Source organism: Citrobacter sp. RHBSTW-01044, assembly GCF_013781945.1.
Classification (GTDB): Bacteria; Pseudomonadota; Gammaproteobacteria; order Enterobacterales; family Enterobacteriaceae; genus Citrobacter; species Citrobacter braakii.
Window position 1 is genome coordinate 1,036,353 of record NZ_CP056180.1, and the last position, 13,030, is coordinate 1,049,382.

14 protein-coding genes are annotated in these 13,030 nt (G+C 53.9%); 5 read left to right on the top strand and 9 right to left on the bottom strand.

From position 1 onward, the window contains the following. Positions 1-19 precede the first annotated feature (19 nt). Complete coding sequence (gene norW, locus HV352_RS04985) at positions 20-1,153, bottom strand: NADH:flavorubredoxin reductase NorW (protein ID WP_181635242.1); 1,134 nt, start codon at positions 1,151-1,153, stop codon at positions 20-22. Next, the gene (norV, locus tag HV352_RS04990; protein ID WP_016154175.1) at positions 1,150-2,598 is read right to left on the bottom strand and encodes an anaerobic nitric oxide reductase flavorubredoxin; all 1,449 of its coding nucleotides are present in this window, start codon (positions 2,596-2,598) and stop codon (positions 1,150-1,152) included. Before norV ends, norW begins: the two co-directional genes overlap by 4 nt. Before the next feature lie 190 nt (positions 2,599-2,788). Between norV and norR the strand changes: the two genes are divergently transcribed. Next, positions 2,789-4,306 (top strand): nitric oxide reductase transcriptional regulator NorR, encoded by a 1,518-nt coding sequence (gene norR / locus HV352_RS04995; RefSeq protein ID WP_153646964.1) that lies wholly within the window; start codon positions 2,789-2,791, stop codon positions 4,304-4,306. On the opposite strand, the gene gutQ is transcribed toward norR, so the two are convergent. The 7 genes from gutQ to srlA all read right to left on the bottom strand — a co-directional run bounded on the left by gutQ (position 4,303) and on the right by srlA (position 9,266). Next, a complete protein-coding gene (gene gutQ, locus HV352_RS05000; protein ID WP_016157311.1) occupies positions 4,303-5,268 on the bottom strand; it encodes an arabinose-5-phosphate isomerase GutQ in 966 nt (321 codons plus the stop codon). The two genes, norR and gutQ, sit on opposite strands and share 4 nt — an antisense overlap. Continuing rightward, positions 5,261-6,034, bottom strand: a complete 774-nt coding sequence (locus HV352_RS05005) for a DNA-binding transcriptional repressor (protein WP_181635243.1) — start codon at positions 6,032-6,034, stop codon at positions 5,261-5,263. Before HV352_RS05005 ends, gutQ begins: the two co-directional genes overlap by 8 nt. A gap of 70 nt (positions 6,035-6,104) precedes the next feature. Beyond that, complete coding sequence (gene gutM, locus HV352_RS05010) at positions 6,105-6,464, bottom strand: transcriptional regulator GutM (RefSeq protein ID WP_016154172.1); 360 nt, start codon at positions 6,462-6,464, stop codon at positions 6,105-6,107. A 97-nt stretch (positions 6,465-6,561) separates the two neighbouring features. Beyond that, positions 6,562-7,341 (bottom strand): sorbitol-6-phosphate dehydrogenase, encoded by a 780-nt coding sequence (srlD, locus tag HV352_RS05015; protein WP_003037345.1) that lies wholly within the window; start codon positions 7,339-7,341, stop codon positions 6,562-6,564. A 17-nt stretch (positions 7,342-7,358) separates the two neighbouring features. Then, positions 7,359-7,721, bottom strand: coding sequence for a PTS glucitol/sorbitol transporter subunit IIA (gene srlB / locus HV352_RS05020; RefSeq protein WP_053389534.1), 363 nt, complete (start codon positions 7,719-7,721; stop codon positions 7,359-7,361). Between the two features lie 13 nt (positions 7,722-7,734). Continuing rightward, positions 7,735-8,706: a PTS glucitol/sorbitol transporter subunit IIB gene (locus HV352_RS05025; protein ID WP_016154170.1), complete on the bottom strand. Its 972-nt coding sequence runs from the start codon at positions 8,704-8,706 to the stop codon at positions 7,735-7,737. After that, positions 8,703-9,266 (bottom strand): PTS glucitol/sorbitol transporter subunit IIC, encoded by a 564-nt coding sequence (srlA, locus tag HV352_RS05030; RefSeq protein ID WP_016154169.1) that lies wholly within the window; start codon positions 9,264-9,266, stop codon positions 8,703-8,705. The genes HV352_RS05025 and srlA overlap by 4 nt, the downstream gene beginning before the upstream one ends. Before the next feature lie 264 nt (positions 9,267-9,530). Between srlA and mltB the strand changes: the two genes are divergently transcribed. The 4 genes from mltB (at position 9,531) to recX (ending at position 13,026) form a co-directional block, all read left to right on the top strand. Beyond that, on the top strand, positions 9,531-10,610 hold the full coding sequence (gene mltB, locus HV352_RS05035) for a lytic murein transglycosylase B (RefSeq protein WP_032947148.1): 1,080 nt from the start codon (positions 9,531-9,533) through the stop codon (positions 10,608-10,610). 191 nt (positions 10,611-10,801) lie between these two features. Further along, complete coding sequence (gene pncC, locus HV352_RS05040; protein WP_016154167.1) at positions 10,802-11,299, top strand: nicotinamide-nucleotide amidase; 498 nt, start codon at positions 10,802-10,804, stop codon at positions 11,297-11,299. 92 nt (positions 11,300-11,391) lie between these two features. Then, on the top strand, positions 11,392-12,456 hold the full coding sequence (gene recA, locus HV352_RS05045) for a recombinase RecA (protein WP_016154166.1): 1,065 nt from the start codon (positions 11,392-11,394) through the stop codon (positions 12,454-12,456). A gap of 69 nt (positions 12,457-12,525) precedes the next feature. Beyond that, on the top strand, positions 12,526-13,026 hold the full coding sequence (recX, locus tag HV352_RS05050) for a recombination regulator RecX (RefSeq protein ID WP_181635244.1): 501 nt from the start codon (positions 12,526-12,528) through the stop codon (positions 13,024-13,026). The last annotated feature ends 4 nt before the right edge of the window (positions 13,027-13,030 follow it).

A 13,030-nucleotide genomic window follows, 5' to 3' on the forward strand; every position in this document is an offset into this window, starting at 1 on the left:
AAGCAACGGTATCCTGTACTTACACGGGCAGCGTTTTCAGCAGCGCAAAGGCCTCTTTCATGCGGTCTTCGCTGACGACAAAGGCACATAGCTGGCCTGCGTCGTTCATCCCTCTGGCCACTATCCCTTGCGCTTCGGCGGCAATATGCCAGTTCAGATCGCGGCGCTGGGTTTCCCCAGCCAGATGCAAGGGTAATTCCGGCGTTTTGACTTTTACCAGCATGGCAGGCAACTTCAATGGCGCATTGCCGCCGAGCAGGTTTTTCGCCAGATACATGGCGCTCAGCTGAATCGGTTGCAGGAACGGGAGTACCTGACCGTTAATTTCTGCACAGTCGCCGAGGGCATAAATGTCCGGGTGGCTGGTTTGCAGGTAGCTGTCGACGCAGACGCCACGATTGATGTTCAATCCGGCGCGACGCGCCAGCGCGGTTTCAGGGCGCAGACCCGTAGCGGCGATCACCGCATCGACTACTACGCTGCGGCTACGATCGAGCGTGGCGCGAATCCCCGACTCTGTTTTCTCCAGCCCCTGAAGCTGCGATTTCAGCAGCAGGTGTACGCCCATATCGGTCAGACGATGCTGTAAGCGACTGCTTACTTCTGGCGGCATCAGCGAAGCCAGAATGCTGGCGGCGTTGTCGATAAGCGTCACCGCTTTACCAGCACGACAAAAATCCATCGCCAGTTCGCTGCCAATCAAGCCGCCGCCGACAATCAGCACCCGTTGGGCGTCACGCAGTTGTGTTTCACAGGCGCGATACTCTTGTTGGCTGTTCAATGTGAGCATTAACTCACGTCCGGTAATCGGCGGTACGAAGGCAGATGCTCCTGTAGCCAGCACCAGTTTGTCGTATGGCCACTGTTGCTCCTGGCTTTTCACTACGTGAGCATCGGCATCGATGTCGGTTACCCAGGTGTGCGGGAACAGGCGCAAATTAAACTGTTCGGCAAACTCCCCCGCCGACTGGCGGGTGAGGTCGTCTGCACGTTGCGACTGACTGATAACATGGCTGAGATCAGGCTTGTTGTACTCATCCATACTGTCCGCAGCAATCAGGGTCAGCGGGACATTTGCATCCTGCTTACGGATATTTTTGACTAACTGGCGGGCGGCGAAGCCCGAACCAATAATGACAATTCCGCGGCTCATTTTGCCTCCGTTGCCAGTACGTCAAAGACGTCTTTACCTAATGAACATTCCGGGCACAGGAAGTTATCCGGCACGTCGCTCCACGGTGTTCCCGGGGCGACATCCTGCAGCGGTTCACCTTTTGCCGGGTCGTAAATCCACTGGCATACGCTGCACTGCATGCTTGGACCAAGATCAGCGGCAGCCGCAGCGGCACAGGCGCACTCTTCCTCTTTGGTTGCCGTTTTGACGATTGTTTCCGGCAGCGGAGCAAGCGCCCACTGACGTGCGATTTCACGGCCATGCTGGCGACACAGTTCCAGCGCGTCCAGATCCGGACGCCATTTCGCTTTCAGACTCAGCGACATCTCGAAACCGGCATCCTGCAAGCGTGTGGACAAACGGTCTACCGCACCGCCGCTCCAGCCGTGTGAACCAAAGGCGCTGGCGCGTTTGTTACGAAAACGCAGGCCGGTCATCTCTTCTACCAGACCGGCGATTTTTGGCATCATTACGTTATTCATCGTTGAAGTACCAACCAGCACGCCTTTAGAGCGGAAGACGTTAGTCAGGACTTCGTTTTTGTCGCTACGGGCGACGTTAAAGATTTTCACCGCCACGTTCGGGTCAACTTCGTTGATGCCCTGGGCAATGGCGTCCGCCATCATGCGGGTGTTGTTGGACATGGTGTCGTAGAAAATGGTGATACGGTCTTCCTGATAGTCAGCCGCCCATTTCAGATACATTTCAACGATTTGTGTCGGGTTGTCGCGCCATACCACGCCGTGGGAAGTGGCAATCATATCCACCGGCAGGTTGAAGCCGAGAATCTCAGTGATTTTCGGTGTAACCAGACGGCTGAACGGCGTCAGGATGTTGGCGTAGTAACGCTGGCACTGTTCGAACAGTTCGGTCTGGTCAACTTCGTCGTTAAACAGACGTTCATCACAGTAGTGCTGGCCGAAGGCGTCGTTACTGAACAGCACCGCATCGCCGGTCATGTAGGTCATCATGCTGTCAGGCCAGTGCAGCATCGGCGTTTCAACGAAGATCAGCTGCTTACCGTTGCCAATGTCCAGCGAGTCGCCGGTTTTCACCACGTTGAAGTTCCACTCCGGGTGGTGGTGGTGTCCGTTGATAGAGTCAATAGCGTTGGCTGTGCAGTAAATTGGGGTGTCAGGGATGCAGGACATCAGCTCAGTCAGCGCACCGGCATGGTCCTCTTCCGCGTGGTTAATGATGATGTAGTCGATATCTGCCAGGTCAATTTCACTGCGCAGGTTCTGCACGAATTCACGGCTAAACTTGTGGTCTACTGTATCGATCAGGACATTTTTTTCTTCACGGATGAGATAGCTGTTGTAGCTGCTACCGCGCAGCGTTTTATATTCAGTCCCGTGGAAATCACGAACTTCCCAGTCACGTTGGCCAACCCAATGAATGTTATTTTTAACCAGAATAGACATAGCAACCTCAGTAATTAATTCAGCGTTTTTCTAAAAAAGATGTTTTGCTTATTGCAGGTTGCGTGCCAACTTTTTATTTGTTGATTTTAAAGGGTTTGTTTTTTAATGCCTATAAGGTGGTAGTCAAAATGACTATTCATTTTATTGTCAATATGACAATATGAATTGTCAAAATGACAATGAGGTCGTCATGAGTTTTTCCGTAGACGTGCTGGCGGGTATCGCCATTGAATTACAAAGCGGTATTGGACATCAGGACCGTTTTCAACGCCTGATAACCACCTTGCGTCAGGTGCTGGAGTGCGACGCGTCGGCATTGCTGCGCTATGAGTCGCGACAGTTTATTCCGCTGGCGATCGATGGGCTGGCGCAGGACGTTCTCGGCAGGCGCTTTACCCTGGAAGGGCATCCTCGTCTGGAGGCGATTGCCCGCGCCGGGGACGTGGTTCGTTTCCCAGCTGACAGCGATTTGCCAGACCCTTACGATGGGCTGATTCCGGGCCAGGAGAGCCTGAAGGTACACGCCTGCATTGGCTTACCGCTGTTCGCCGGTCAAAATCTGATTGGCGCGTTAACGCTGGATTGCATGGAGCCCGATCAATTCGATGTTTTCAGCGATGAAGAACTTAGGCTGATTGCCGCGCTGGCGGCGGGCGCGCTGAGCAATGCGCTGCTGATTGAACAACTGGAAAGCCAGAATATGTTGCCGGGCCCGTCGACGGCCTTCGAGCAGGTGACTGAAACCCAAATGATTGGCCTGTCGCCCAATATGCTGCAGTTGAAAAAAGAGATTGAGATTGTGGCGGGATCCGATCTCAACGTACTGATTAGCGGCGAAACGGGGACCGGGAAGGAGCTGGTAGCTAAGGCTATCCATGAAGGTTCGCCGCGCGCGGTGAATCCGCTGGTGTATCTGAACTGCGCGGCGTTGCCGGAAACCGTAGCGGAAAGTGAGCTGTTTGGTCACGTAAAAGGCGCCTTTACCGGGGCTATCAGCAATCGTAGCGGTAAGTTTGAAATGGCTGACAATGGGACGCTGTTTCTCGATGAGATTGGCGAACTCTCGCTGGCGTTACAGGCTAAGTTGCTACGTGTGTTGCAGTACGGCGATATTCAGCGTGTGGGTGACGATCGCAGCCTGCGCGTGGATGTTCGGGTGCTGGCGGCAACGAACCGTGATTTACGGGAAGAGGTGCTGGCCGGGAATTTCCGTGCGGATTTGTTCCACCGTCTGAGCGTCTTTCCCCTTTCCGTACCGCCCCTTCGTGAACGCGGCGAAGATGTGGTGCTGCTGGCCGGTTATTTTTGCGAACAATGTCGGCTGCGGCTGGGACTTTCCCGCGTGGTGTTAAGTCCCGGCGCACGTAGCCATCTGTTGAATTATGGCTGGCCCGGGAACGTGCGTGAGCTGGAGCATGCCATTCACCGGGCGGTTGTTCTGGCAAGGGCCACCAGGGCAGGGGATGAAGTGGTGCTTGAGGCGCAGCATTTTGCCCTGCAGGATGAAAACCCGGCTCCCCAGGCGGAGGTTGTTGCGGAGATCCCGCAGCATCGCAACCTGCGTGAGGCAACGGAGTCATTCCAGCGGGAGATGATCCGCCGGGCGTTGGCGCAAAATAATCACAGTTGGGCGGCAAGTGCGCGGGCGCTGGAAACAGACGTCGCCAACCTGCACCGGCTGGCGAAACGTCTGGGGCTGAAGGATTAGATAATACCTGCCTGATAGAAATCCTGCAGGTTGATAGCACCGGTGAGTTTACCGTTTTCATCAACCACCGGTGCGGCAGTGATTTTGCGCTTCATCAGGATCTCTTTGGCGTCAATGGCGCGGCTCTGCGCCTGCAGCGTAATGCCATTATGGGTCATTGCTTCGCTAACCTGAGTGGTGAGCGCTCCGCCGCCAACCAGCCAGCGGCGCAGGTCCCCGTCGGTAAAGACGCCTTTCACCAGCGACTCGTCGTCGCAGACTGCCACCAGGCCAAGACCCGTACGGCTTAATTCCAGCATCGCGTCCATGACGCTGGTGGTGAGCGTCACCTGCGGAATGGCATCGTCACGGCGCATCAGATGATGCACTTTATTTAACAGACGAGCGCCCAGCGCACCCGCCGGATGCGAGCGGGCAAAATCTTCTTCGTTAAAGCCGCGCGCCTGCATCACGGCGATTGCCAACGCGTCGCCCATCATCAGAGTGTTCACGGTACTGGAAGTCGGTGCCAGGCGCATTGGACAGGCTTCGCGCTCAACGGAAATATCCAGCACGGCTTTGGCTGCCAGACCCAGCGGTGAGGTCGGTTTTCCGGTCATTGCCAGCAGAGCGACGGATTTGTCTTCCAGGCGCGGAATGATGAGATCCAGTTCTTTTGCGCCGCCGGAGTAGGAAATAAACAGCATGACATCGCGGCTTTCAATCATCCCTAAGTCGCCGTGCAGCGCTTCAGCCGGATGCACAAAAAAGGCGGGCGTGCCGGTACTGGCGAGGGTCGCGGCTATTTTTTTGCCAATATGGCCTGATTTGCCAATCCCGGAGACAATCACTTTGCCTTCGCAGTGGATGATAGTATTGGCGGCGCGAACAAAATCATCGCCCAGTCGTTCAGGCAGTCGGCTGGCTTCCTGTAGCTCCAGCATTAACGTCTGACGGCCCGCGTTCAGTAGTGCATCACTCATTGGTTTCTCCGGTTATGATCACTTCAATCCCTTTTGCTTCCAGCGCCTGACGAAACGCTGGGTCGATACCCGCATCGGTAATCAGCTTGTCGACGCTTTCCAGACTGCACACAACATTGGGGCTTTTGCGCCCAAATTTTGACGAGTCAGCCATCAGAATCACTTCGCGAGCGGCATTGCACATCGCTTTACTGACGCTAAACACCTCATTAAAGGTGGTCACGCCGGCATTGAGGTCAATGCCGTCGGTGCCCATGAAGAGTTTATCAAAGCTGAACTGCTCAAAGGCGTTTTCTGCCAGCTGACCGTGAAATGACGCAGATTTTTTGCGAAAAGTCCCGCCGGGCATCAGGATAGTTTGCTCGTTGTCCAGCTCTGAAAGGGCGTTAACAATGTGCAGACTGTTGGTCATGACGGTGATGTTGCTAAAGTGGGTGAGCATCGGCACCATCTGCAATACGGTGCTGCCCGCATCCAGAATAATCGAGTCGCCATCGTGAATAAAACGGACGGCGGCTTCGGCAATCTGCTCTTTTTTATGCGTATTGATTAGCGTTTTGTGATCGATTGGCGGGTCGGATTCGTCTTTATTTAATACCACGCCGCCATAGGTACGAATGACGGTTCCGGCATTCTCCAGAATGACCAGGTCTTTGCGAATGGTCGTGCCGGTTGTGTCAAAGTAGTGGGCCAGTTCTTCAACCGAGCATTTTCCCTGCTTTTGCAGGTGCTCCAGTATGGCCGCCTGTCGCTGACGAGGTTTCATAGGCGTGATTACCCTGACTTATTAGGTTGCAAAATGATAATTTCGCAAGCTATTAGCATTCACAACGAAATTACCCATGTTTCAGTTTAAGCGCCAATGATAGTGCATTCTGCGCTAACGGATCATGGGGAAAGATCACATCAGGCTGTAAATCATCAAGATGTTTGCCCATTATCGTGGCAATTTTACCGGGCCTGGCAAATACAGTAAGACCTTTCATAAATAACGAATCGGTAACCCGCTGCTGTTCATCCAGCGCGATGGCGACCACCACGCGGGGTTTAAACCGTCCACCGGAACGACCTACGCCAACCCGACCCCGCTGGCAGAGTTGATCAAACGCCCGGTTAAAGCGGGATATTTGCCAGCCACCGAGCGCCAGTTGCAGGCACCAGGCGATAGCGGCGACGGTAATCAGTGCGGAAACCATAATGTGCTCCTTTGATTTTGCCGGATGGCGGCTGTGCCTTATCCGACCAGATGTGTGTAGGCCCGGTAAGCGCAGCGCCACCGGGCAATCATGTTTCTTAGAACATCACCTGACCACCGGTCACGTTAATGGACTGACCGGTGCAGTAAGAGGCTTTCGGGCTGGCGTAAAACAGCAGCATGTTCAGCACGTCCTGATAATCGCAGCCGCGCTTAAGCGGAACCTTATCAATGTAGTACTGCTCGACTTCGTCTGGCTTAAGGCCAAGCTTGGTCGCATATTGCGGTAATAATGACTGAAACATCGGTGATTTCAGCAGATTGCCGAGCATCAGTGAATGCACGGTGATCCCGTACTCTGCCAGATCCAGCGCCAGCGACTGGGTTAAACCTACGCCGCCAAATTTTGCCGCGCTATAGCCTGAGTTGTGTTTACTGCCCACTTTCCCTGATTTGGAGTTGATCTGGATAATGCGTCCCTGGACGCCATCGCGGATCATCAGGCGTGAAAATTCCCGTGCGCAGAGAAAGTAGCCGACCAGATTCACCTGCAACGAGCGATCGAAATCCCCAAGCTGAAAGTCGCTGATAAACGCGGCTTTTGCGATACCCGCGCTGTAAACCAGCAGATCGACGCGGCCAAATATTTCATCCACTCCGCGCGACAGCGCCAGCACACTTTGTTCGCTGGTGGCATCAGCGCCAAAACCGTAGGCGGTGCCTTCGCCAAACTCGGCGTTAATTTCCTGCGCGACGTTGGCGGCTTTATCGCTTTGGATATCCACCACCGCGACGCGGTACCCTTCTGTCGCAAGCCCACGGCAAAGGAATGCCCCCAGGGTCTGGCCTCCACCAATGACAACGGCAACCTGATTCATCTTTATCTCCTTCAATCTTAAGCAATAAACTTCAAAATACAGCCCGGTGCGATACCGTCCGGTACGGGGCCCGCAACGTGTACGGTGCCGGGAAATTCCGCTTCACTCAGTCCGTCAAAACGCAGAGTGATATGTCCCAGTTCACGTAAGTTTTGTTCCGCCACGCTGCCAACGGCTGTGACCGGGTAGCGATGCTGGCTTAGCTCAAATTGGATCCCAGCCTGCAAAGAGCCGTTCAGCTCCCCATGGCAATGGATGAAGCAAAATTCTTCGATATCCGCAGGCGCGCCTTCACGAAAGGTAATTAGCATCTGGTCGCAGAGTGCATCCGGGGCGCTCTGGCCGATGCGGGTGATGGTGGTTTCATAAATCACGGTCATTTTTGAGTGCCTCTTATTGGTAAATAAAGCCGGAAACAAACCAGGCGATGAGAACGGTCGGTGCGCCGGTCAGAAAACGACTCACCAGTACGGATGGCACACCGACGCGGACCGTGTCCTGGCGCGCTTCGGCTAGCGACAATCCGACTGGAATAAAGTCGCATGCCGCCTGAGCGTTAATGGCGAACAAGGCAGGTAGCGCCAGATGCGGAGGAATGTTCCCCAAACCAATCTGTACGCCGATCAGGACGCCGATAACCTGGGCGATGACCGCACCAGGGCCGAGGAAAGGGGACAGCAGCGGGAAAGAGCAGATCAGCGCCAGGGTTACCAGCCCCAGCGGATGGCTGGCCAGCGGTGCGAGTCCATGGGCAATCCAGTCACCCAGGCCAGACGCCATAATGATGCCGATCAGCGCCGAGACGAACGCCATAAACGGCAGAATGGTTTTCAGGACGGTATCGATAGTGTCTCGCCCAGCCTGAAACAGAACCGCAACGGCTGAACCCATTCCCATGCCGACTTTTGCCAACAGACCGTCGCTTTGTTCGGTAATTTTCTTGCTGGTGTCGTACTCGCGACCCATCGTGCTGTTTGCAGGCGTTGGCGCAGCGGATGCTTCACCGATAACGGTAATGTTTTCTTCTTTCACGCCAGAGACATAGATATCTTCGATAATATATTGGGCCAGCGGACCTGATTTACCCGTCGCGTGAATATTCACTGTTGGTATACGGCGTTTTGGATAGATCCCGCAGCGCAGCGTGCCACCGCAGTCGATGATCGCCACGCCAATTTCGTTCTCTGGCGGCTCGCCTTCTTTGAAGCCATCAACGGCCTGCCAACCTGTCAGGCTGGCTATCCTGTCGACTATTGCGGGGCGAGTCCCGGCGGTGATATAGACAATTTTCTTGCCTGGCACGGCATCCAGTTCAAGCGGGCCGCCCCAGCCGCCGGTGCCTTTTTCAATACGAATACGCGTCATGATGCTGCTCCCGCCAGATGTACTTTCTGCTCAAGTTGAATGCCCATTTTTTTCTCAAAGATGGTGGTGGTGAAATCGGTCACCCAGCCGCGGAAGAAGTTGGTCACCAGGCCGACCAGCAAATAGCTCACCGCCAGCGGGCCGAGCGGAAGACCCAGCGTGGTCAGTCCGCTGGCGATCCCCAGATAGACGAACAGCTCACCGGGGTTGATGTGGGGAAATAAGCCGTTCATTGAATGGCAGCTGTAAGAGGCGGCTGCGTAGTAGCTGGGCTTGAACTTTTCCGGCATAAAGCGGCCCAGGCTCAGCGTCATAGGATTACAAAACACAAATGTGCCGATGCACGGCAGCAGTAGATAGCGGGACAGCGGGTTTCCGGCGCAGCGCTGGGCAAAACGTTCAATACGTTGCTGACCGATAAAGTTAATCAGCGCATTCATGATGACCAGCAGACTGATCAGCAGAGGCAGAATACCGGTCACCATGCCGGTAAACACCTCTCCGCCTTTCTGGAACAATCCGATAAACCACTCAGCACCGAGTGTGATGGTGTCGATCATTATTCTCTCCTGTAGGGGTTTTAGTTATCTTGCCAAACGGTAACTAATTTTAATCAGATCGAAAGATTTAAAAGTGTTATTTTGATCGCAAAATGAAAGATAAATATTTTAATTTGAAAGATTGTGCGTGAGGACGCGCAAATGTGCCGGTCAGGAGTGCAAGAGGGGGGAAATTCTGTGAAGGAGAGCGACTACTGCTTCCTTGTGTGGCGGAGGATGCTTTACCATACTTCTCCCAGGCTGAATTTGTTTAATGGATGTCTCATGTTCAAGCGTCGTTATGTAGCGTTACTTCCCCTTTTCGTATTGCTTGCTGCTTGTAGCAGCAAACCTAAACCTTCAGAGACTCAAACGACTACGGGTACGCCATCCGGCGGCTTCCTGCTTGAGCCACAGCACAATGTCATGCAAACGGGCGGCGATTTTGCCAATAATCCGAACGCGCAGCAGTTCATCGAGAAAATGGTGAACAAGCACGGCTTTGACCGCCAGCAGTTGCAGGAGATCCTGTCGCAGGCCAAGCGTCTGGACTCGGTATTGCGTTTGATGGACCGCCAGGCGCCGACGACTCAACCGCCAGCCGGACCTAACGGTGCATGGCTGCGGTATCGTAAACAGTTCATCACCCCGGATAACGTACAAAACGGTGTGGCCTTCTGGAACCAATATGAAGATGCGCTGAACCGTGCATGGCAGGTCTACGGCGTACCGCCAGAAATTATCGTTGGCATTATTGGCGTAGAGACTCGCTGGGGCCGCGTGATGGGTAAAACGCGGATTCTGGATGCGCTGGCGACGTTGTCGTTTAACTATCCTCGTCGTGCGGAATATTTCTCTGGTGAACTGGAAACCTTCCTGCTAATGGCGCGAGATGAAAGCGACGATCCGCTCGATTTGAAAGGTTCTTTCGCAGGGGCGATGGGCTACGGCCAATTTATGCCATCTTCCTATAAACAATATGCCGTTGATTTCAATGGCGATGGTCACATTAACCTGTGGGATCCGGTTGATGCTATCGGTAGCGTGGCGAACTATTTCAAAGGCCACGGTTGGGTGAAAGGCGATACGGTCGCGGTTCCGGCGAATGGCCAGGCGCCTGGGCTGGCGAACGGCTTTAAAACCCAGTACAGCATTTCTCAGCTTGCCGCCGCAGGCCTGACGCCGCAGCAGTCTCTGGGTAATCATCAGCAGGCCAGCCTGCTGCGACTGGATATCGGTACCGGTTATCAGTATTGGTATGGACTGCCAAACTTCTACACCATCACCCGCTATAACCACAGTACCCACTATGCAATGGCCGTGTGGCAATTGGGTCAGGCGGTCGCGCTGGCGCGCGTGCAGTAATCATTTGTTATCGGTCTACAGGGGCAATTCCTTGTAGACCGAATACGCTATCCTGGTGCGTTATCCGGTACTCTTTTGAATGCGGTTTATCTATTTTCTGAATGCCCCTCGTAAAATTGTCTCCTCATCCCCATCTTGGTTATGAAAGTGCTATCTTGTCCGGCATATTTTTTTAACTGACAGAGGCTGAAATGACCGACAGTGAACTGATGCAGTTAAGCGAGCAGGTTGGCCTGGCGTTGAAAGCGCGCGGGGCAACCGTGACGACGGCGGAATCCTGCACCGGCGGCTGGGTAGCCAAAGCAATTACGGATATTGCCGGCAGCTCCGCCTGGTTTGAGCGCGGGTTTGTGACCTACAGCAATGAAGCCAAAGCGCAGATGATTGGCGTGCGCGAAGAGACGCTGGTCCAGCATGGGGCGGTGAGCGAACCTGTGGTGGTGGAGATGGCGATTGGCGCGCTAAAAGCGGCCCGCGCGCATTTCGCTGTTTCGATTAGCGGTATTGCGGGGCCAGATGGCGGCAGTGAAGAAAAGCCCGTGGGGACGGTATGGTTCGCTTTTGCCAGCGCGAGCGGCGAGGGGATTACTCGCCGGGAATGCTTCAGCGGCGATCGCGATGCGGTGCGTCGACAGGCGACCGCCTACGCGTTACAAACCCTGTGGCAACAATTTCTACAAAATACTTGATACTGTATGAGCATACAGTATAATTGCCCCAACAGAACATTATCTATCACGTTTCGCGGTTTAACCCGAAAGCGGCATGACAGGAGTAATTAATGGCTATCGACGAAAACAAACAGAAAGCGTTGGCGGCAGCGCTGGGTCAGATCGAAAAGCAATTCGGTAAAGGCTCCATCATGCGCCTGGGTGAAGACCGTTCCATGGATGTGGAAACCATCTCCACCGGTTCGCTTTCTCTGGATATCGCATTGGGCGCGGGCGGTTTGCCAATGGGCCGTATCGTTGAAATCTACGGGCCTGAATCTTCCGGTAAAACGACGCTGACCCTGCAGGTTATTGCTGCCGCACAGCGCGAAGGTAAAACCTGTGCGTTCATCGATGCGGAACACGCACTGGATCCCGTCTATGCGCGCAAGCTTGGCGTTGATATCGACAACCTGCTGTGCTCTCAGCCGGATACCGGTGAACAAGCGCTGGAAATCTGTGATGCGCTGGCGCGTTCCGGTGCGGTTGACGTTATCGTTGTCGACTCCGTTGCCGCATTGACGCCGAAGGCAGAAATCGAAGGCGAGATTGGTGACTCTCACATGGGCCTTGCGGCACGTATGATGAGCCAGGCCATGCGTAAGCTGGCCGGTAACCTGAAGCAGTCCAACACGCTACTGATTTTCATCAACCAGATCCGTATGAAGATTGGTGTTATGTTCGGTAACCCGGAAACCACCACCGGTGGTAACGCCCTGAAATTCTATGCTTCTGTTCGCCTGGATATCCGTCGTATTGGCGCGGTGAAAGAAGGCGACAACGTGGTTGGTAGCGAAACCCGTGTTAAGGTCGTGAAAAACAAAATTGCCGCGCCGTTCAAACAGGCTGAATTCCAGATTCTTTACGGTGAAGGTATCAACTTCTACGGCGAACTGGTCGATTTGGGCGTGAAAGAGAAGCTGATTGAAAAAGCCGGTGCATGGTACAGCTACAACGGTGAGAAAATTGGTCAGGGTAAAGCGAATGCCACTAACTGGCTGAAGGAAAACCCGGCAACGGCGAAGGAAATTGAGAAGAAAGTACGCGAGTTACTGCTCAATAACCCGGATTCAAAACCAGACTTCTCTGTTGATGACAGCGGTGAAGATGTAAAAGAAACGAACGAAGATTTCTGATAATCTGACGTTATCGCACATAGAAGGGCTGCATACGATGCAGCCCTTTTCCATTTCTGAAGGCTCACTATGACAGAAGCAACTTCCCGCCGCTCCGCTTATTCCCGACTTCTTGACCGCGCTGTACGTATACTGGCGATGCGCGATCACAGCGAGCAGGAACTGCGGCGTAAGCTGGCCGCTGCGGTGATGGGAAAAAATGGACCGGAAGACATTGATGCAACGCCGGAGGATTACGACAAGGTCATCGCCTGGTGTATTGAAAGTCGTTATCTGGATGATGACCGCTTTGTTCAGCAGTTTATCTCCAGCCGTAGCCGTAAAGGTTATGGACCCGCGCGTGTGCGTCAGGAATTAAACCAAAAAGGGATTTCGCGGGAAGCCGTTGAACGAGCCATGCGCGAGTGTGAAATTGACTGGGCAGCACTTGCGCGCGCACAGGCCATTCGTAAATACGGAGAACCTTTACCTGTAGATTTTTCAGATAAGGTAAAGGTCCAGCGCTTTTTGCTCTACCGTGGCTATCTGATGGAAGATATTCAGGCAATATGGCGAAATTTTGACGATTGAGCGC